A 19,482-nucleotide genomic window follows, 5' to 3' on the forward strand; every position below is an offset into this window, starting at 1 on the left:
AGACGTCGCTGCAATTGTGAGTACCAAGTAACCAATGGCGGACTACAAGGAGCTGTTGCGCCGGGCCATCTCGGCGCTTCCGGAGAACAATGGGGCCGCCCGCCGGGCTGTCTATGAGAAGGCGCGTTCCGCCCTTGTGGGGCAATTGCGCGCCATCACGCCCCCATTGCCGGCGCGCGATATTACCCAGCATCGCCTGCAGCTCGAAGATTGCATCCGCCAGGTCGAGCAGGAAGCCAGTGAAGCCGTCATAACGCTCGGTCGTGAGAACGTGCTGGGTTCGCGGCATGCGGCAGCGCCGGCCGACCCCGCGCCGATTGCTCCCGAGCCGACTCCGGCGCCGGTCGCTGCACAGCCCAAGCCAGTCGATACTCCCAAGCCCGCTGACACACCGGTGTCTGCTGATGCTTCCCTGTCGGCGGGCCCTGCAGCGCCCGTCGATGTGCCCAAGTCCGAGGACAAGGCTGCGCCTGCCAAAGAGAACATGTCTATCGAGGACATCATCTCGCAGGCAGCCGAGACGACCGGAGCACCGGTCAAGCTGGTCAAGGACGAAGAAAAGCCGTCCGAAAAGCCCGAGCTGAAGTCCGATTTGCGGTCGATGCCCTCGATCGTTGCCCGCGCCGAGGCGTCCAAGACGGGGCCAAGCTCGCCGCTGCAGCCGGCGTCCAATGTCCGGTCCATGGAAGCCCCGCTCAAGGGACCAAGTTTCGAGCTGCGCCGGGATCCCCCGCCGCTGGCTGCTAATTCGACCAGCGAAATCGTGCGGTCTCCTGTGCGTGTCGAGCCGGCCATGGGCAATCACGCCGTGGCGCGGCAACAGGTGACAGCGCCTATTGCCGTGCTGGAAGCGCCGCCGGTCGAAAAGGCCCTGTCGAGCGTCCGCGAAGTCGAGGTCGAGCCCGATCCGAGTGAAGCGCAAGGGGCGATCGAACGCGCCATAGAGGCCCTCGACCGTGAAGCGCGCGGCGAGACGGCTACACCAGTGCCCGACTCCATGGCTGGTGCGCCTGCCGCGATGCAGGCCGCCGATGATGCCGACGATTCGGGCTTTGCCGATGCACCTCTGCAGCAGAACAACGGCTCCGGGCTGACCATATTCCTCGTCGTGTTTGCCATTCTGCTGGCCGGCGCCGGCGGCGCGGGCTTCTGGGCCTGGCGCGAGGGCTATGTCGATCTCGACCAGATGTTCGGCCAGGTTGCGGTGACCGAGACAGCCGATGCGACGACCACGACACCAACGCTGGACCCGGTTCAGCCGGCCAATACCGGTACCGATGCCGCGGTCGGCCCGGGCAACACCTCGCCAACCACGACCAATGGCCTGGCCGGTACCGAACTGGACGGCGTGCAGATTGAGGATCGCCTCGAGCCGACGCCAGAGCCCGTGCAGCCGACAGGCACGGAGTCCGTACTTCCCGATGTGAATGCTGGCGAGGACAAGGGCGAGGAACGCCTGCCGGGCGAGGATGCTACAGCACTCGCGGCAAACGACCCCGCTGCTTCGGTCGATCCGGCCGTGCTGGCGGGCAGCCAGTCCCTGCTGCTGGAAGCCAGCCAGGATGGTGCCACTGGCGCCGTGCCCTTCTCGGGCACAGTGGAATGGAGCGAAGGGGTCGACGAGCTCGGCCTGCCGACGCTGAAGGCGACGGCCAGCATCCCGGCGCGCAATCTGGGCGTGGACATCACCATTCGCAAGAATTCCGATCCCAGCCTGCCGGCAAGCCATCTGATGGAAGTCGACTTCCGGGTGAGCGACACCTTTATCGGTGGCACAATCGCCAACCTGCCGGGCGTGCTGCTGAAGAATGAGGAACTGGTGCCCGGCACCGCCCTGGTCGGCGCGTCCGCCCGGGTGGTGGGCAATTCGTTCCTGTTCGCGTTGAGCGCCACGCCGGCCGATGCGACCACCAATGCCGAGCTTCTGGAAAACCGCCGCTGGATGGACCTTGCTGTGGTCTATGGCACGGGGCGCAACGCCATTATCACCCTGGAAAAGGATGAGACGGCGCAGGCACTGTTCGACAAGGTCTTTGCCACCTGGGCTGAATAACTCGCTCATGGCGGCAGTCTAGATCCCCGGACCTGGTCCGGGGATTACTTTTTGGTCTCGCCACTTGGTGACAGCCGTCCGCTCTCAAGGACGTAGCGTCGATTGGCGAGCGCTTCGACATCATCGGCGTGGTGGCTGACCAGAATCGTGTGCCAGCCATGGCGCGTGGTGAGAGTGCGTACGAGGTCACGGATCACCGAGCGGGTCTCGTCGTCCAGGGCCGAGAAGGGCTCATCGAGCAGCAGGATCGGCCGGGCGCGCAGCAGGGTTCGGGCGAGGGCGACACGCTGCTTCTGCCCACCCGACAGCGTCGCGGCCTGCTGATCGCCAAGGCCTTCAAGACCGACTTCGGCGAGCGCATCGGCCACGCGCTGAAGGGCCTGTGCCTTGTCAGTGCGCGAAGGCAGACCCAAGGCAATGTTCCGGGTGGTGCTCAAATGATCGAACAGGCTTTCCGACTGCAGAAGAAGGGAGACCGGCCGCGCCTCGGGCGGCAATGGCAGCAGGTCCTGACCATCCAGTGTCACCTTCCCGCTGGTGGGCTCGAGGAAGCCGGCCAAAAGGTCGAGCAGGGTGGACTTGCCGGAACCGCTGACGCCTGAAATGGCGGTGATCTCGCCGGCATCAGCCTCGAACGAGAAGACATAGGGCGTCGCCTGGCCGGGATGGGCGAAGGTCAGGTTCTCAACGCGCAGCATTGGCGATCCTTTCAACGAGCCGGGGCAGGCCGATAAAGGCGATGATGGTGCCGATCAGCAGGATGGCGGCAATGGCCGAGGCATCATTGCTGCGGTAGGAGCCCAGGGCGCGAAACATCATCAGCGGCAGGGTCTGGAAATCCTGGGTGCCGAATAGCGCGATGACGCCCAGGTCACCCAGCGAGAAACAGAATGCCAGAGCCAGCATGACGCCGATATCGCGACCCAGAAGAGGATATTCAACGGCAGCGAACTGACGCCAGCCGGACAGGCCAAGCGAGCGGATCAGCTTGCCCCGACTGCGGGCAATGGCTTCGAGCGGCGGGCCAAGCGTGGCCATGGCGAAGGGCAGCGCGAGGAGGCTATTGGCCAGGATAACGACGAAGGGCGCGGCCGTGGCGGGGGCGATGCCGAGTTGGCGCACCAGGAGGAAGAAGCCGAGCGAGAGGACGACGGCAGGCACGGCCAGATAGGCATAGGCCGGCATGCCCAGCAGGGTGCGCAGCGGACCGTCGGCGGTGGCGCCGCGGCCCATTGCGAGCAGCATGGCCAGCACGAGTGTCAGTATGGCTGAGGCAGCGCCAATCAACAGGCTGCTCGCGGCAGCCCACCAGAAGGCCGGCCGGGCGAGCAGGCTGCCCAGGCCAGAAGCCAGGCCATCGAACAGTACCGACAGCAGCGGCAGCGCGAAGCCGAGGATGCAGAGCGCCAGCACAAGTGCCTGGAGCAGGCGGGCAGGGGCAGCATCGCGCCAGCGCGGCGCGGCCGAAGTGCCCAGACTGGTGGGAATGGGACCCATGGCAGATGCCGCCAGAATGACGGCCGAGCAGACGGCGATCTGGGTGGCGGCCAGACGCACCGCGCCGGCGAGATCGAAATCCTGCCGAACGGCGGCATAGATGGCGACTTCAAGCGTCTGGTTGGCCGGGCCGCCGCCCAGCAGCAGCACGATGGGGAAGCTGGTGAAGGCCAGCAGGAAGATGATGGCCGCAAGGCCGGGCATGGTCCCCCGCAGGGTAGGCCAATCGATGATGGCGAAGCGCTGCCAGGCCGTGAGGCCGAGCGACTGGCCGGTCTTGAGACGGGCGGCGGGAATTGCGTCGAGCCGGGCCAGCAGGATGCGGGCGGCGAAGGCGCCATCAAGGATGACATGGGCGAAGAGGATGCCCGAGAGGCCGAAGGCCGGATTGCCGATGGAGACGCCGAACAGGGCCTCGCTCAACTGGTTGATCCAGCCATTGCGGCCCCAGATGGAGAGAAGGCCGAAGGCGACGACCATGCCGGGGGTGACAATGGCCGAGGCGAAGAGGCCGACCACGAGGTCCCGACCGGGAAAGCGCAGTCGATTGAGCGACCAGGCGAGCGCGGTGCCGACCGCGAGGGAAAGTACGGTGGTCAGGCCGGCCTGGATCGAGGTCATGCGCAGCAGGTGCGGGATGTCGATGCGCGAGGCGTTCCCCTCGGCGCCGGTGGTGGCCGCCAGGATGGCCCAGAGGACGAGGGCAACCAGGGTGGCGATGGCGGCGGCCAGGGTGATGGCAGCCCCGATGCGCAAGGGCCGGTGGGGTAGGGTCAGCATTGATCTCGACCGATCCCCGGGAGGGGCCAAGCCAAGGCATCGTGCCTGGCCGTCACCCCCTCCCAGCCTCCTCTCCTCAAATCGCTCCACTGGAGCGATTTGCCCTGCGGGACGGGTCGGAGCCCATCAAGGGGGAGGTGCTGCTCCGTGCTTGTGGTCACTTCAGTGCCTACTGGACCGCTGCCAGCATTTCGTCGATCCAGGCCTGGCTGTTGGCTTCGATTTCGGCGTCGGTCAGCGTCAGGGTCCTGGCTGGCTGCGGCAGGGTGGCGAAGGCCGGGTCGAGGTCGGCGCCCAGGTCGATGACGGGGAACATCCAATTGGTGGTGGGGATCACCTTCTGGCCCTCGGCGGAGGCGAGGTAGGCGAGGAACTCCCTGGCCAGTTCCTGCTTGTCGGAGGATTTGAGAATGCCGGCCACTTCGGTCTGGGCCAGATGACCCTCTTCGAACAGGGCAGCGTGGATGGTGTCATCGCCTTCAGCGCTGATGTGGTAGGCGGGCGAGGTCGAGTAGCTCAGGGCCATGTCGGCTTCGCCTTCGAGGAAGAGGTTGTAGCTCTCGCTCCATTCGCGGGTGACGGTGAGGATATGCGGCTTGAGGCCGGCCCAGATTTCGGGGGCGCGGTCACCATAGGCGGCGCGGATCCACAGAACGAGGCCGAGGCCCGGCGTGGCCGAGCGCGGGTCCTGCACCACGATCTTGAAGTCGGCGGGCAGGGCGATGAGCTCTTCGAAGGATTTGGGCGGCGTGGTGACGCTGTCGGTGTCGTAGACGAAGGCGAAATGGGCGTAGTCGAAGGGCACGAACTGCGCGTCGGTCCATGGCTCGGGAAGGGTGAGCGCGGCAAGGTCGAGGCTGTGGTCAGCGAAGAGGCCGGTGGCGCGAGCCTCGCCGGCAATGGCTGTATCGAGGCCGACGATGAGGTCGGCTTCGGTCGTTTCGCCCTCGAGCTGGACGCGACGCAGGGCGCCGATGGAGCTGTCGGTGGCGACCCACTCGACGATGCAGCCGCCGCAGATGGCTTCGAAGCCGGCCTTGAGGCCGGGGCCGGGGCCCCATTCGGCAGCGAAGCTGTCATAGGTGTAGATCTTGAGGATCGGCACCTCTTCGGCGAGCGTGGGCGTGGCGAACAGTCCGGTGAGGACCGCAAGCGCCAGACGGGTGAATTTGACCATGGGTCATTCCCTTCAATGGTGTCACGGCCATGAGTGAAGGGGGTGTCAATGGTGAGGGCGGCGAGATGCCCTTGCCATCTCGAGCTTCCTCCGCCAGCATGACCTGGTTCAGGTTCAATGGGTAATTCTCAGCTCCGGAGACTTCCGGAACACCCCAGCGAGACGCCTCACACTTAATGAGAGCTTTGTGACAGTGCAAGACACTTCCGTGCCGGCTGCGGATGCGCCGATGGTCGTATTCGATCGCCCCATTGCCATTGTCGGCGGCGGCGCCGTGGACCCCGCCCTGCTGGTGGAGCTGGCGGCGCGGGGGATCGCCCTGGTGGGCGCCGACGGCGGTGCCGATGCGATCGGCGATGCGGGCCTGCTGCCAGCCGCCATCATCGGGGACCTCGATTCGCTTGCCGACCGCTCGGAATGGGAGGCGCGGAGCCGGGTCATCCATATTGCCGAGCAGCTCACCACCGATTTCCAGAAGTCGCTCTATTCGACCCGGGCGCCGGTGACGCTGGCGCTGGGCATGACCGGCAAGCGGCTCGACCATACGCTGGCGGCGCTGAGCGCGGTGCTCGAATATGCGCCGACCCGCAAGCTGCTGCTGGTGGACGAGGTGGATGTGGCCCTGGCCGTGGTGGGGCCGATCGCCTTCGAGGCAGCGGCGCGGGAGCGGGTATCGATCCATCCGCTGCTGCCAATCCGCTTCATGCGATCGAGGGGGCTGTTCTATCCGATGGATGGGCTGATGCTGGAGCCCGGCGGGCTGATCGGGACCTCCAATGAGGGGACAGGTGGGCGCATCGAGATCGTGCCGGAGGATGAGACGCCCTGGCTGCTGATCCTGGGCAAGGAACGGCTCTGGGACATGATCGAGGCGTGCCAAAGCGCCGCCTGAACGCGGTTATCATTGAAGAGACGGACCCCGAGGCGGCTATCGCCTCTGGAAATTTAAAAACGAGACGTTAGCCGCCTCGGGGCGCCGGTTTTTGGAACAGTCCCGGTTATCGCGCAGCATGATCGCTCGCCATGCTGCGGCCAGGTCTCGAACCTGCGCGAGAGGCAAAGCCCGCGCCCGGCTCACCCCAGCCACTGTTCGCCTGCAGGCCGCCCATGCGGAGTGATGGGGAGATTATGGCATGGGTTTTGGCGAGGGGGATAAGTTGGTGCCGGCCGCCGCACACCCCAGCAATCACGGTCGTCACCCTCGGGCTTGACCCGAGGGGACTGCACTTAACGACGTTCGGCAAGTGAAGAGCCCTCGGGTCAAGCCCGAGGGTGACGATCTGTGGGTGGGGGCCAGGAGCCAAGCCCCTCCCCTCAAAGGGGGAGGGAAGGACGACTGAGGCAGGCGTTGTCCGTTAGACAGACAAAACAAAAAGGCGGGCATTGCTGCCCGCCTTTGTACATTCCTTGCCTGGCTCAGTGGGCCGCGGCGGCTTCCTTGACGGCGTCCTGGACCTTTTCGAAGGCGCGGACCTCGATCTGGCGGATGCGTTCGCGGCTGACGTCATATTGCTGGGCCAGCTCTTCGAGCGTCGCGGGATTATCCTGCAGGCGGCGGGCCTGGAAGATGGCGCGTTCGCGCTCGTTGAGCACGTCCATGGCATTGTTGAGCAGCCCCATGCGCTCGGAAAATTCCTGGCTTTCGCCCAGGCTGGTTTCCTGGCTCGGGGTGTCGTCGACCAGCCAATCCTGCCATTCGGACGAGCCTTCGTCGGCTCGCATCGGCGAGTTCAGCGAGGCGTCACCCGAGAGACGGGCATTCATCGACACCACGTCGTCCTCGGTGACCTTGAGGGTGGTGGCGATCTGCTTGATCTGGTCGGGATGCAGCGCACCGTCTTCCAGCGCGGCGATCTGACCCTTTACCTTGCGCAGGTTGAAGAACAGACGCTTCTGGGCGGCGGTGGTGCCGATCTTGACCAGGCTCCAGCTGCGCAGGACATATTCCTGAATGGCGGCGCGGATCCACCACATGGCGTAGGTGGCCAGGCGGAAGCCCTTTTCGGGCTCGAAGCGCTTGACGGCATGCATCAGGCCGACATTGCCTTCCGAAATCACCTCGGAGATGGGCAGGCCATAGCCGCGATAGCCCATGGCGATCTTGGCCACGAGACGCAGGTGGCTGGTAATCAGCTTCTGTGCGGCACCGGGATCGGCGTGTTCCTTGTAGCGCTTGGCCAGCATGTATTCTTCATCCGGCTCCAGCATGGGAAACTTGCGGATCTCCTGAAGATAGCGGCTCAAGCCCCCTTCGGTGGAGAGGACGGGAAGATTTGTCTGGGCCATATGCGCACCCCTTTCTGGCTCCCCCGCATGACGCGGGCGGACATGAGTCCGCGATGCCCTTTCGGACCATCGTCAGACTACGATGGATATATAGGCGACATTTTGTCTTTTGTAAGAGGTCAACCCTTGCAAACGTCGCTGTCGCCCATGGGTTGCACTATGGGCGACCAACCTTGCGCGAAGATTGCAGTTTGCCCTCAATCTGTTCTAGCGCGCAAAGGCCTTGTCATAGTCCTGCAGGACATCGTCCAGCGCCTGCAGATCGGGCGGGAGTGGCGCCTCGAAGAACAGTTCTTCCTTGGTCACCGGATGCTCGAAGCCCAGTTCGGCGGCGTGGAGGGCCTGCCGGCCGAGCGCCTGGATGGGCGCCGCAACGTCGGGTGGCAGCTTGTTGATCTTGGTGGCATAGCCCGAGGCATAGACGCTGTCGGCCACCAGCGGATGGCCGATATGGGCCATGTGGACGCGGATCTGGTGGGTGCGGCCGGTTTCAAGGTGGCATTGCACGCGGGTAATGTCCCAGCCCGGATCGCCAAAACGCGCCTCGACGAAATAGTGGGTGATCGCTTCGCGGCCATCCTGGCGCACGGTCTGCTTGAGGCGATTGTTCTGGTCGCGGCCGAGCGGAGCGTCGATCGTGCCCTTGGCGGTTTCGGTCGAGCCCCAGACATAGGCGATATAGGCGCGGTGCAGCGGCCCGGTGCGGCCGTGGTCGGCGAACTGGTCGGACAGGTGCCGATGCGCCCGCTCGGTCTTGGCCGCTACCATGACGCCGGACGTGTCGCGATCGAGCCGGTGCACTATGCCGGGGCGCTTGACGCCGCCAATGCCCTGCAGGCTATCGCCACAATGGAAGAGCAGAGCATTGACCAGCGTGCCATCTGGCGAACCGGGAGCGGGGTGGACCACCATGCCGACGGGCTTGTTGATGACGATGAGCTGGTCATCCTCGTAAAGGATGTCGAGCGGGATATTCTCCGGATGCGGTTCGGCGTCTTCTGGGGGTGGGGCAAGAAGGACGATTGTCTCGCCCGCGTTAAGCCGGTATTTGGGCTCGCTGACGGTTGCCCCGTTTATCGTGACGGCGCCGCCCAGGATCAGATCCTTGATGCGGTTGCGGCTGAGCACGGTGTGCACCTTGGCCAGCGAGGCATCCAGCCTGCCGCCGGCCATGTCGGCATCGACAACGACCTCGACTTCGTCGCCCTCAAACTCTTCAGCGGTATTTTCGGCCATGAGCGATCCTTACGAGACTGGGCCAGACGGCCCCAAGGCGGATGCCCCGCTGTCCCCCGAGGCGCTGGCCATGTTCAGCAAGGCGCGCCGGTCGTTCGGGATATCGATCGGCATCCTGTTGCTGGGCTTTATGGCGATTGGCATCGCCCTTGTCTATCGCGTGATGCGCGACGCCCCGCCGCCAGTGGTGGCGGAGGCGGTTGCGCTGCCCGCCGGGGCCGAAGTGGTCTCGGCGCAACTCAGCGAGGGGGCGATCAATGTCACCTATGTGCTGGACGGCGTTACCACGCTGGCGCTGTTCGACCAGACGACGGGCGAGATGACGCGGCAAGTGGTGATCGGGCAGTAGCCCCACCCGGCCTCCTCTACTGGGAGGGCTAGCGGCTCTGAATCTCGCGCAGAGCCGTCATGCGGTCGGAAACCGAGGCGCGGCGGTCGCGGGGTGGCGGATCGATGGGGAGGGCGTCGCTGGCCTCGTCATCGGCGGCGAAGCGTTGCACGCGATCAAAGAGGCTTTCCGGCTCGGCGCTGGGCGCCGGGGTTTCGGTATCGACCGCGTAGACGAGCCGGCTGACATTTGCGGCAATGTCGTTGAGCTTTTCGCGCAGCGCGGTTTCGTCGACCCGCTCGGTGTCCCAATCGGACAGGATGGTATTTTCGACGTCCAGCACCTGCTTGCGGAGCGTCTCGACGTCGTCTTCCAGGTTGAGACGATCGGCCAGGGACTGGTCGGCCGCGTCCACTACAGGGCTGGTTTCGGCCAGCAGGGCATTGAGGCGGTTCTCGGCGCTGGCAATGCGGGCTTCGGCAATGACCAGGTTTTCGGCATCGGCCACCTTCTCGTCGGTGCGACCGGCCAGAGCGTCGCGGAGCTTTTCCAGCTCCTCATTGCGAGCCTCGAATTCGCGGTCGCGCATGCGCAGCCGCTGCGCCAGATCGGTGCCCTCGCGCTCGAGTTCGGCCAGGCGGGTACGCAGCTCGGCCTCGCGCGCCTCGAGCTCGCTGATGATGGCCGCGTTCTTTTCGCGCTCGGCCTTGAGCAGGCCGAGATCGCTGCGCGCCTGATTGACCTCGCCAAGCTGTTCGGCAAGGCGCTGGCGCAGGGTCTCGACATGGACCTCCAGCCGGCGGGTCGACAGCGCGAATTCGGCCCGGAGCTGATCCTTGTCAGCGCGGAACTCGGCCATTGTGATGGGGGTGGCAGCCTCTATGCGGCGCTTGGTGAGACGCACGGCGCGCTTCCACACCGCCGGCAGGATGATCAGCGAGACCAGGCCGGCCACGAGCAGGCCCAGCGCGAAATAGAGGATGTTCTCGATGACCATCGGCCAAACTCCGGCACCGCATCAGCACGCGATACGAGCAATTGCATTCTGACAGCTCAGCGCGGCTGATGCCACATTTGCCAGTGACTAACCCTAACGGGTCGCGAGCGTTCCGTCACGGGCCAGACTGGGGCGCTTGCACAAGCGTGATCAGGCCTGCTGCCAGCTGCAGCCGCGCGTTTGCGGCTGGATCAGAAGGGGTTCCAGGTGGGTTCGTTGGTGAACTTGAGGTAGCCGATATTGAGGCCGAGGCGGGCGCCGACGCCGGAGCGGATGGGGACCATGACGACGTTGGAGCGCTTGAGCACCGTCATGCCGAAGCCGCCCAGCACATAGGCCGAGCCATCGACGCCGGCAAAGCGACCCAGCACGTCCTGGATCTGGTTGAGATTGTAGACCAGGACCATGACCTTGGAGCCGTCGCCGCCAATATCGAAGCCGATCGAGGGGCCCTGCCAGAAGACGCTGAACTCGCCCGCATTGCGGGTATAGAGCACGCCCTCGCCATAGCGGGCGCCGGCAAAGAGGGCGCCGCCGGCATCTTCGCCGAGAATATAGCCATTGGGCAGGCCGAACTGGCTGACGGCCCGCTCGACCAGCGAGGCGAGGCCCTGCGAGGTCGAGCCGAAAAAGGCCTTGCCGTTATCGACCAGGTCGTCGCCGGAATAGGTGTCGCTGAGCGATCCCTGGGCGAATGCCACCGGTGCGGGCGCCGCCATTGCGATCACGAGAGCGAGGAGAAGGGCAAGGCGCTTGAACATCGAAGTCTCCCAGGGAGGGCAGGCCGGCGGTTACGAAGTCGTTAAGGCTTCAACCGTACCTTTGTGGCGGACATTTGGTCGCCAGCGTGCCGATCATTGGGTCGATGATGAAGCAAACCTCTAAACAAATCTTAACCATGCTTGCCTTTGTTTTGCCGCTATTGGGCATGGTTTCGCTTGCCATTCCGGGGGTGCGCGCACAGTCGGTGGTGACGCTGATCGTGACCGATCCGCTGACCGGGGTGGGCATCTATGGCTGGGATCCGGTGAGCTATTTCACCGAGGCCGAGCCGCTGCCGGGGCGGGCCGATTTCGAGTATATCTGGAACAAGGTGCCCTGGCATTTTGCCACCGCGGCCAATCGCGACATCTTCGAGGGTGCGCCGGAAATCTATGCGCCGCAGTTTGGGGGGCACGGGGCGATGGGGATTGCGCGGGGCTATGTCTCGGACAGCAATCCCACCATCTACACCGTGTTCAAGCAGCGGCTCTATCTCTTCTATTCGGCTGCCAACCGGGAGGCCTTCCTGCTGGCCCCGGACGAGGCGGCGCGGGAGGCCGAGGCGCGCTGGCCCGAACTCTCCAAGGGCCTGTCCATCAACTGAAATCCACCCGCAACGCGATCGGGGGCGCAAAACATCTGTCCACTTTGGCGGATCACCCTCTAATGTCGGCAAAACTGATTCTTACGGAGACTGCCCAGATGGACATCATCGAGCTCAAGGCAACCGACCTGGCGGCCATGCTGTGCAGCCGCGTCTGCCATGACCTGATCAACCCCATCGGCGCGATCGGCAACGGGCTCGAAGTGCTGGCCGACCCCAACCAGACCGAAATGGCGGAGGGCGCGCGCGACCTTATTGCCAGCGCTGCCAAGCAGAGCCGCGCCAAGCTGGAATTCGCGCGCCTGGCCTATGGCGCATCCTCGACCTCGGGCACCGATATCGACACGCGCGAATGCGAGCGGGTGGCGCGGATCCTGTTCGAGATCGAAAAGGCCGACCTGGAATGGAACGTGCCGCTGATCCTTCTGCCCAAGCACAAGGCCAAGCTGTTCATGAACATGCTGCTGATCGCCGCCATGTCGGTGCCGCGCGGCGGGCAGGTGACGGCCGCGATCCTGGGTGATGCAGGCAATGAGCGGTTCGAATTCACCTCCAAGAGCGATCCGGAAAAGCGGCAGAAGACGCTGGTGCCATCGGGTTGCGCGGGCCTGCTGGCGGGCACGCCCGACGAGGGGTTTGTCGATGCGCGGGGCATCCAGCCGTTCTATACGGGCATACTGGCGCGCATGACCGACATGGACATCAAGATCGGGCTGGAAGACGACAAGTTCTTTTTCACCGCCACGCCCAAGAGCGAGCAGCCCGCGGCAGAATAGTCAGGACTTTGCTAACCAATCTGTAGGATGTGACATTCATAATCGACTGCAGCGTTAGCCTCTGCGGAGCCCCCCGGCATGAAGTCCTGCCTGATCGTCGATGACTCGAGCGTCGTGCGCAAAGTGGCGCGACGTATACTCGAGGACATGGACTATATCGTCGAGGAAGCCGAGGACGGGCAGGACGCTTTTGACAAGTGCCGCCAGGAGATGCCGGATGCCATCCTGCTCGACTGGAACATGCCGATCATGAGCGGACTCGAATTTCTCAAGCTGCTGCGGGCCTATGTCGGCGGCGACAAGCCGCATATCGTCTATTGCACGGTCGAGAATGACATCGGCGCCATCGCCATGGCGCTCAAGGCCGGCGCCAGCGACTATATGATGAAGCCGTTCGACCGCAGCGTGCTCGAATCCAAGTTCGAGATGCGCAGCGAGGCTGCATAGCCATTTGCGGCTATGCACTTGTGCTGGAAGCCAAGGTCACATGCACAAGAAGCCCACCCTCCCCAGCAAGATCTGCGCCAGCTGCGGGCGCCCCTTTGACTGGCGCAAGAAGTGGGCGCGGGCCTGGGATGAGATCAAATATTGCTCGGAGCGGTGCCGCCGGACGGCCAAGGAAAAGTCCTAGGGCTCGCCGCCGTTGAGGCCGGCCCGCCCCAGCAGGTAGGCTTTCTCGCGAGTGTTGCGGGTGAGTTCGGCGGCCTTGCGGAATTCCAGGGTGGCCTCGGTGTGGCGGCCCAGCTTGCTCAGCATGTCGCCGCGCACGCCATAGAGCAGGTGGTAGCTCTTGAGCGCCGGACTGTCCTTGATGGTATCGATCAGCTGCAATGCCGCGGCGGGACCCTCGGCCATGGAAATGGCCACGGCCCGGTTGAGCTCGATCACCGGCGACGGGGTCAGCCGGGCGAGGATGGCATAGAGGGCGGCGATGCGGGCCCAGTCGGTATCGGCCGCCTTGCGGGCACGGGCATGGCAGGCGGCAATGGATGCCTGCAGCGCATAGGGGGCGTTGGCGCCACCCAGTTCGATGGCTCGATCCAGCGCGGCAAGGCCCCGGCGGATCAGCAACTGATCCCAGCGGGAGCGGTCCTGATCGAGGAGGAGCACCGGCTCGCCCTGCGCATCGGTGCGGGCATCGGTGCGCGAGGCCTGGATCTCCATCAGCGCCACCAGCGCGTGGACCTCGGAATCGTCGGGCGAAAGGCGGGCGAGGATGCGGCCGAGACGCATGGCTTCGGCACAGAGCTGGGGCCGCATCCAGTCCTCGCCCGCGGTGGCCGAATAGCCCTCGTTGAAGATGAGATAGAGCACACCCAGCACCGAGCCGAGGCGTTCGGCGCGCTCCTCGCCGCGCGGCACCTCGAAGGGAATGCCGGCTTCGGCAATGGTCTTTTTGGCGCGGACGATGCGCTGGCCGATGGTGGGCTCGGCGGCGAGGAAGGCGCGGGCGATTTCCTCGGTGGTGAGGCCACCCAGCAGGCGAAGGGTCAGGGCCACGCGGGACTCGGCGGGCAGGATGGGGTGGCAGGAGGTAAAGATGAGGCGCAGCAGGTCATCGCCGACATCGTCGTCCAGCGCCTCGACCAGCTCGGCCTCATGGTCGGGCGCGTAATCCTCGATGATGCGGCCGACTTCCTCGAGCTTGGTCGCGGCCATCTTGCGATGGCGGAAATAATCGATGGCGCGGCGCTTGGCCGTCTGCATCAGCCAGGCGCCGGGATTGTTGGGCACGCCCGATTGCGGCCAAGCCTTGAGGGCGACCAGGAGAGCATCCTGCGCCAGTTCCTCGGCCAGGGAAATGTCGCGGACCATGCGGGTCAGGCTGGCGATCAGGCGGGGCTGCTCGATCTTCCAGACCGTGTTGATGGCGCGGTGGGTGTCGGACTCGGTCTGCATGGTTGCGGATGAAACCAGTATCGGCGTCCACCCGCAACCGCTTCGTGAAGGACGGCTAGAGGACACGCCGACCTTCGCCGACACCTCTATTGGCCCATGAAGCCGGCAGGGGTTTCGCCCTGCAGGAATGGTTCGATGAAGCCGTAAAGGAGGTCGGTCTGGTTGATGACGGCCGTATGCGAGGTCGCCGGCAGCACGGCCAGGCGCGAAGCAGGCAGTGGCGCGCCCATGTCGCCCATGCCGCCGCCGCCGAGCAGGCGGAACAGTGCGACATTGTGCTCGAGCGTGGTGACGTCGGCATCACCGGCAATGATGAGGATGGGCGTCTTGAGCTGCCTGACCTCCTCTTCCCAGGCCATGGGTTCGTGCTCGAGGGCGATGAGCTTTTCGACCACATCGCGGAAGCGGTCCGGATTGGGCGCCAGCTTCTTCCATTCCTCTTCCATGGGCGTGCCGATGAAGAGCTCGGGCACCATCTGGGGGATGAATTCGACGAAAGCGGGCTGCCAGCCCGACGCATCATAGGACACGGAAGCGGCCACAAGCTGATCGACCTTTTCGGGGTGGTCGATGGCGAGACGCAGACCGGCGGCGGCGCCCATGGAATAGCCGAAGATATCGGCCTTATCGATGCCGACCGTGTCCATGAAGGCAGCCACGTCATTGGCAAGGGCGGGATAGGTGATGGGGCGGTCGATGTCGGTGGTGCGGCCGTGCCCCTGGAATTCCAGCGCATAGACGGTGTGGGTCTCGGCCAGCTTCGGGATGATCCCGCCCATGGTGGGGATGTTCATATAGGCGCCGTGCAGCACGATCAGCGGATCGCCCTGGCCCGAAACCTCATAATATAGCTGCATGCCGTTGACCTCGACTGTGGCGGCTGTGGGCGCGGGCTGGGCGAAGGCGGCGGTGGTCAGCAGCGTGGCGGCGAGGGTGATGGCGGTGCGGAACATTGAGCGTCTCCCTGTTGGTGCGCCAGCAGTGGCGCTTCTGCGGGGACGACGAGCGGGTGGGGGACATTTCGACAGGCGTCCGCCAATTTGGCGCATCGCGCACTCATCCTGTTGACGGCGCAAACAAAAAAGCCCCGCGCGACGGGTGTCGCACGGGGCAGGAGGGAGGAGAATTGTCTTAAGCGACGTTCTCGGAATAGCCTTCGACGTCATCGGGCTCGCGCAGCACATAGCCGCGGCCCCAGACGGTCTCGATGTAGTTCTTGCCGCCGGTCGCAACGGAAAGCTTCTTGCGCAGCTTGCAGATGAACACGTCGATGATCTTGAGTTCGGGTTCGTCCATGCCGCCATAGAGGTGGTTGAGGAACATTTCCTTGGTGAGCGTGGTCCCCTTGCGGAGGGAGAGCAGCTCGAGCATCTGGTATTCCTTGCCCGTCAGGTGGACGCGCTGGGTCATCACTTCGACCGTCTTGGTGTCGAGGTTGACCGTCAGGTCGCCGGTCTGGATGACCGACTGGGCGTGGCCTTTGGAGCGGCGGACGATGGCGTGGATGCGGGCCACGAGTTCGTCCTTGTGGAAGGGCTTGGTCATGTAGTCGTCGGCGCCGAAGCCGAGACCACGAACCTTGTCTTCGATGCCGGCCAGGCCGGACAGGATCAGAATTGGCGTCTGCACCTTGGCGACGCGCAATGTCCGCAAGACTTCGTAACCGCTCATATCGGGCAGGTTCAAGTCCAGCAGAATAATATCGTAGTCATAAAGCTTGCCGAGATCGACGCCTTCTTCACCGAGATCGGTGGTGTAGACGTTGAAACTTTCGGACTTCAGCATCAGTTCGATGCTCTGCGCCGTAGCGCTGTCGTCCTCAATAAGGAGTACCCGCATTATATTCCCCTTGCCATTTCGTTCCTGCTGGAACCCGTGAGGCAGAGCGACCAGGACGCCGCCTCACTCCAACCCTACTGGATATGACTGAACCCTAACCCCCAATAGTTAACAAAGTTTAATTCGGTTGGGCAATACGCAAACGACGTTAGGATAAATTAAGTCTAACTCATTGAAATATAAGGGTTAATCTTATCCATTTTTCTTAAGAAAATGGTTTAAGTAGCCGTTCTAAGCGACTCACTTGACTCGTGCAATCAGGACTGTGACGGGGGTTTGGCCAAGGTCGGTGCCGGAGCACGGACGGAGCGGTCCAACGCTTGAAATAGCGCCATTTGCTTAATGTTCGGTTACTGTCTGATTCGAGGTTAGTTACGATTCGACGGGCGCGGAAACCATAATTCGGTCACCGCTATGAACGGGTAATGAACGAGCATGAAGGCGCTGATCTCTGCCATAGAGGCGATCGACGACATCGAGGTGTTCGGCCGCGTCAAATCGGTGCAGGGCCTGCTGATCGAAATCGTCGGGCCGGTGCGCGAATTGCGCGTGGGCGGCCGCGTGCAGATCGAAACGGTCAATGGCGAATTCCTGGCCGCGGAAATCATCGGCTTCAAGGACGGCCATGCGCTGTGCCTGCCGTTCGGGCAGTTGAGCGGGGTGCGGCTGGGCTGCAAGGCGGTATTCCAGCGCCATGACGGGGCGGTGTTCCCCTCGGAGGGCTGGCTCGGCCGGGTGGTCAATGCCAATGGCGAGCCGATCGACGGCAAGGGCCCGCTGCCGCGCGGCGCCAAGGCCTTTCCGCTCCGGCAGGACCCGCTGCTGGCGCATGATCGCGTGCGCGTGGGCGATCCGCTGAATCTGGGCGTGCGCTGCCTGAATACGTTCACGACGCTTTGCGAGGGCCAGCGCATGGGCATCTTTGCCGGCTCTGGCGTTGGCAAGTCGGTGCTGATGTCGATGCTGGCACGCAATACCGATGTCGACGTGTCGGTGATCGGGCTGATCGGCGAGCGTGGCCGTGAGGTGCACGAGTTCATCCAGGAATATCTGGGTGAAGAGGGCCTGGCGCGCGCCGTGGTGGTGGTGGCCACCAGCGACGAGGCGGCGCTGATGCGGCGGCAGGCGGCCTATATGAGCCTGGCGCTGAGCGAATATTTCCGCGACCAGGGCAAGCGCGTGCTGTGCATGATGGACAGCCTCACCCGCTTTGCCATGGCGCAGCGCGAGATCGGGCTGGCGGTGGGCGAGCCGCCGACGGCCAAGGGTTATCCACCGACGGTTTTCACCGAATTGCCACGCCTGCTGGAACGCGCGGGGCCGGGTACGCCGACAACGGGCTCCGTTACCGGTCTATTTACCGTTTTAGTTGAAGGTGATGATCACAATGAGCCCATTGCGGATGCCGTGCGCGGCATTCTTGATGGGCACATCGTAATGGAGCGCGGAATTGCCGAGCGGGGACGATACCCGGCGGTGAACGTGCTCCGGTCCATATCGCGCACCATGCCAGGGTGTGTCCCGGTCGATTTCAGACCGGTTCTGGCCAAGGCGCGCGAGCTCATGTCGATCTATTCCGACATGGAGGAACTGATCCGGCTTGGGGCATACCGGAAAGGGTCAGATCCGAAAGTGGACCGCGCGATCGCCATCTATCCCGCGCTGGAGGCTTTTCTGAGCCAGGAGCGGGAAGAGACGACGACGATTGCCGAGGGCTATAAAATGCTCAAGGCGGTGGTGGACGAGGCGGGCGCGGCAGGCTGATGGGGCGCTGTTCAGGCCCCGGAACTGACTTGGTGTGTAAGGAGTACAGGTCTTGAAATCGCGCAGCGAGAGCCTCATTCGGCTCAAGAAGTTCCAGGTGGACGAGAAGCGCCGTCAGGTCGCGCAGATCGAGATGATGATCAGCGATTTCGAGCGCATGGCGTCCGAACTCGATCAGCAGATCGAAATCGAGCAGACCAAGACCGGCATTTCCGATGTGGCCCACTTCGCCTATTCGACCTTTGCCAAGGCGGCGATGACCCGCCGCGACAACCTGCTCAATTCAGCCAATGACATGAAGGGCAAGCTCGAAGCGGCCCAGGATGGACTGGCCGAGGCCATCGAAGACCTCAAGAAGGTCGAGCTGCTGGACCAGCGCGAGCATCAGCGCGAAGCCGCCGAACAGCTCAAGGTGGAACAGAGCGAATATGACGAGATCGGCCGGCTGCGGTTCCGCGGGCAGTAAGATCAAGCGTCAGCCGAGACGAAAAGGGCTCGCCTTGGCGGGCCTTTTTGTTTGCGCGGATTCAGGCAAGCCTGCCCTCTGATCAGGGCGTGATCACCATGCGCTGGGCTTCGCGTTCGGCGTTGTAGGTGGCCGGGTCGTAGGCGGGCTGGTTTTCGAGTTGTTCGCGGCTGGCGTTGAGGAACAGGTAGCGGTTGCCGAGGGTGTCGGTGGAGAAGATCAGGTTGTCGTAGCCGACGGCGACCGGCTTGGCGCCAAGGCCCAGGAAGCCGCCGACATCGACGATCACCGCGTCGAAGCTGCCATCGGGGGTGATGACGATGTCGCCGATCGTGCCGATCTGCTCGTCATTGATGCCGTAGACGCCGATGCCGCGCAGTTCGTCGGCGGCCAGGCCCGTTTCGTCGAACTCGGTGAAGCCGGAGCGATCGACCGGCGTGCTGATGGTCTGGCGGCCGGGCTGGTCGGTGGTGAGGTCGGGATCGACCGGGGCGGCATTGGGATCGAACTCGACCAGCTGGTCTTCTTCCTGCTGGGTGGTGAGGGCCGGGTCGCCGGTAACCAGTTCGCTGTCGGACCAGATGAAGGCGGGCGCATCGGTCAGGGTCTCGACGGTGGTTTCGAGCACCCAGCGGCGCGAGCCGTCATCGCGGCGCAGCCAGGAGAGCTGCGCGAAATCGACGGCAACATCCTTTTCGCCGACGCCGAGAAAGCCGCCGACACTGATGACCACGGCGGATATGCCCTGGCCGGAGGTCACGACCATATCGGTGATGGTGCCGATTTCCTCGGCCGTATCGTCGAGCGCGGAGAAAACCGTTTCGCCCAGGAGCTGGGTGACCAGCACATCCTCGCCACCGGTGGCATAGCCTTCGGAGAGGACGGTGGGCGGAGTCAGGCCGCTTTGCTCCAACTCACTTGGCGCGCTGGCGGCCGGGGCCTGGCCCAGGGCCGGTGCGGCCAGAAGCAAAGCAAGGGCAGAGGCGGTGATGAGCGGGCGCAGCATGGCAGTCTCCTA

At 64.1% G+C, this 19,482-nt stretch carries 20 protein-coding genes and 1 riboswitch; of the genes, 9 read left to right on the forward strand and 11 right to left on the reverse strand.

The genetic code is table 11. From position 1 onward, the window contains the following. The first annotated feature begins 34 nt into the window (after positions 1-34). Positions 35-2,053: a hypothetical protein gene (locus ACLI1C_RS18300; protein WP_411398984.1), complete on the forward strand. Its 2,019-nt coding sequence runs from the start codon at positions 35-37 to the stop codon at positions 2,051-2,053. 44 nt (positions 2,054-2,097) lie between these two features. Here the strand turns inward: ACLI1C_RS18300 and ACLI1C_RS18305 are convergent, their stop codons facing one another. The 3 genes from ACLI1C_RS18305 to thiB all read right to left on the reverse strand — a co-directional run bounded on the left by ACLI1C_RS18305 (position 2,098) and on the right by thiB (position 5,507). Next, positions 2,098-2,751, reverse strand: coding sequence for an ATP-binding cassette domain-containing protein (locus ACLI1C_RS18305; protein ID WP_411398985.1), 654 nt, complete (start codon positions 2,749-2,751; stop codon positions 2,098-2,100). Then, positions 2,738-4,330: a hypothetical protein gene (locus tag ACLI1C_RS18310; RefSeq protein ID WP_411398986.1), complete on the reverse strand. Its 1,593-nt coding sequence runs from the start codon at positions 4,328-4,330 to the stop codon at positions 2,738-2,740. Before ACLI1C_RS18310 ends, ACLI1C_RS18305 begins: the two co-directional genes overlap by 14 nt. Before the next feature lie 169 nt (positions 4,331-4,499). Continuing rightward, positions 4,500-5,507: a thiamine ABC transporter substrate binding subunit gene (gene thiB, locus ACLI1C_RS18315; protein ID WP_411398987.1), complete on the reverse strand. Its 1,008-nt coding sequence runs from the start codon at positions 5,505-5,507 to the stop codon at positions 4,500-4,502. Between the two features lie 68 nt (positions 5,508-5,575). After that, positions 5,576-5,674, reverse strand: a riboswitch (TPP riboswitch). Positions 5,675-5,736: 62 nt separating this feature from the next. Between thiB and ACLI1C_RS18320 the strand changes: the two genes are divergently transcribed. Further along, complete coding sequence (locus tag ACLI1C_RS18320; protein WP_411398988.1) at positions 5,737-6,399, forward strand: thiamine diphosphokinase; 663 nt, start codon at positions 5,737-5,739, stop codon at positions 6,397-6,399. Positions 6,400-6,923: 524 nt separating this feature from the next. Here ACLI1C_RS18320 and rpoH read toward each other — a convergent pair. Both rpoH and ACLI1C_RS18330 read right to left on the reverse strand, forming a co-directional pair. After that, complete coding sequence (gene rpoH, locus ACLI1C_RS18325) at positions 6,924-7,793, reverse strand: RNA polymerase sigma factor RpoH (protein ID WP_411398989.1); 870 nt, start codon at positions 7,791-7,793, stop codon at positions 6,924-6,926. A 207-nt stretch (positions 7,794-8,000) separates the two neighbouring features. Further along, positions 8,001-9,029 carry an RluA family pseudouridine synthase gene (locus tag ACLI1C_RS18330; protein ID WP_411398990.1) on the reverse strand — a complete coding sequence of 343 codons (1,029 nt, stop codon included), beginning with the start codon at positions 9,027-9,029 and terminating at the stop codon, positions 8,001-8,003. Between ACLI1C_RS18330 and ACLI1C_RS18335 the strand changes: the two genes are divergently transcribed. Next, entirely contained in the window at positions 9,028-9,378 is a 351-nt protein-coding gene (locus tag ACLI1C_RS18335; RefSeq protein WP_411398991.1) for a DUF6476 family protein, read from the forward strand. The genes ACLI1C_RS18330 and ACLI1C_RS18335 overlap by 2 nt on opposite strands. 28 nt (positions 9,379-9,406) lie before the next feature. On the opposite strand, the gene ACLI1C_RS18340 is transcribed toward ACLI1C_RS18335, so the two are convergent. Together ACLI1C_RS18340 and ACLI1C_RS18345 are read right to left on the reverse strand one after the other, a co-directional pair. After that, entirely contained in the window at positions 9,407-10,354 is a 948-nt protein-coding gene (locus tag ACLI1C_RS18340) for a hypothetical protein (protein WP_411398992.1), read from the reverse strand. A 191-nt stretch (positions 10,355-10,545) separates the two neighbouring features. Further along, positions 10,546-11,115, reverse strand: a complete 570-nt coding sequence (locus ACLI1C_RS18345; protein WP_411398993.1) for a DUF1134 domain-containing protein — start codon at positions 11,113-11,115, stop codon at positions 10,546-10,548. Between the two features lie 137 nt (positions 11,116-11,252). On the opposite strand from ACLI1C_RS18345, the gene ACLI1C_RS18350 reads away from it, so the two are divergent. The 4 genes from ACLI1C_RS18350 to ACLI1C_RS18365 all read left to right on the forward strand — a co-directional run bounded on the left by ACLI1C_RS18350 (position 11,253) and on the right by ACLI1C_RS18365 (position 13,127). Further along, positions 11,253-11,720 carry a YHS domain-containing (seleno)protein gene (locus ACLI1C_RS18350; protein ID WP_411398994.1) on the forward strand — a complete coding sequence of 156 codons (468 nt, stop codon included), beginning with the start codon at positions 11,253-11,255 and terminating at the stop codon, positions 11,718-11,720. A 98-nt stretch (positions 11,721-11,818) separates the two neighbouring features. After that, the gene (gene chpT, locus ACLI1C_RS18355; protein WP_411398995.1) at positions 11,819-12,496 is read left to right on the forward strand and encodes a histidine phosphotransferase ChpT; all 678 of its coding nucleotides are present in this window, start codon (positions 11,819-11,821) and stop codon (positions 12,494-12,496) included. 78 nt (positions 12,497-12,574) lie between these two features. Beyond that, positions 12,575-12,943 carry a response regulator gene (locus ACLI1C_RS18360; RefSeq protein ID WP_411398996.1) on the forward strand — a complete coding sequence of 123 codons (369 nt, stop codon included), beginning with the start codon at positions 12,575-12,577 and terminating at the stop codon, positions 12,941-12,943. Positions 12,944-12,983: 40 nt separating this feature from the next. Further along, positions 12,984-13,127, forward strand: a complete 144-nt coding sequence (locus tag ACLI1C_RS18365; protein WP_411398997.1) for a DUF2256 domain-containing protein — start codon at positions 12,984-12,986, stop codon at positions 13,125-13,127. On the opposite strand, the gene ACLI1C_RS18370 is transcribed toward ACLI1C_RS18365, so the two are convergent. The 3 genes from ACLI1C_RS18370 to ctrA all read right to left on the reverse strand — a co-directional run bounded on the left by ACLI1C_RS18370 (position 13,124) and on the right by ctrA (position 16,234). Then, positions 13,124-14,395, reverse strand: a complete 1,272-nt coding sequence (locus ACLI1C_RS18370; protein WP_411398998.1) for an RNA polymerase sigma factor — start codon at positions 14,393-14,395, stop codon at positions 13,124-13,126. The two genes, ACLI1C_RS18365 and ACLI1C_RS18370, sit on opposite strands and share 4 nt — an antisense overlap. A gap of 86 nt (positions 14,396-14,481) precedes the next feature. Next, positions 14,482-15,348: an alpha/beta fold hydrolase gene (locus ACLI1C_RS18375; RefSeq protein WP_411398999.1), complete on the reverse strand. Its 867-nt coding sequence runs from the start codon at positions 15,346-15,348 to the stop codon at positions 14,482-14,484. 178 nt (positions 15,349-15,526) lie between these two features. Then, positions 15,527-16,234 carry a response regulator transcription factor CtrA gene (ctrA, locus tag ACLI1C_RS18380; protein ID WP_332687627.1) on the reverse strand — a complete coding sequence of 236 codons (708 nt, stop codon included), beginning with the start codon at positions 16,232-16,234 and terminating at the stop codon, positions 15,527-15,529. Between the two features lie 435 nt (positions 16,235-16,669). Between ctrA and fliI the strand changes: the two genes are divergently transcribed. Both fliI and fliJ read left to right on the forward strand, forming a co-directional pair. Beyond that, on the forward strand, positions 16,670-17,998 hold the full coding sequence (gene fliI / locus ACLI1C_RS18385; protein ID WP_411399000.1) for a flagellar protein export ATPase FliI: 1,329 nt from the start codon (positions 16,670-16,672) through the stop codon (positions 17,996-17,998). A 52-nt stretch (positions 17,999-18,050) separates the two neighbouring features. Next, positions 18,051-18,464, forward strand: a complete 414-nt coding sequence (gene fliJ / locus ACLI1C_RS18390) for a flagellar export protein FliJ (protein WP_411399001.1) — start codon at positions 18,051-18,053, stop codon at positions 18,462-18,464. An 82-nt stretch (positions 18,465-18,546) separates the two neighbouring features. On the opposite strand, the gene ACLI1C_RS18395 is transcribed toward fliJ, so the two are convergent. Further along, positions 18,547-19,470: a PRC-barrel domain-containing protein gene (locus ACLI1C_RS18395; RefSeq protein ID WP_411399002.1), complete on the reverse strand. Its 924-nt coding sequence runs from the start codon at positions 19,468-19,470 to the stop codon at positions 18,547-18,549. Between the last annotated feature and the right edge of the window lie 12 nt (positions 19,471-19,482).

Source organism: Devosia sp. XGJD_8, assembly GCF_046614475.1.
GTDB lineage: Bacteria > Pseudomonadota > Alphaproteobacteria > Rhizobiales > Devosiaceae > Devosia.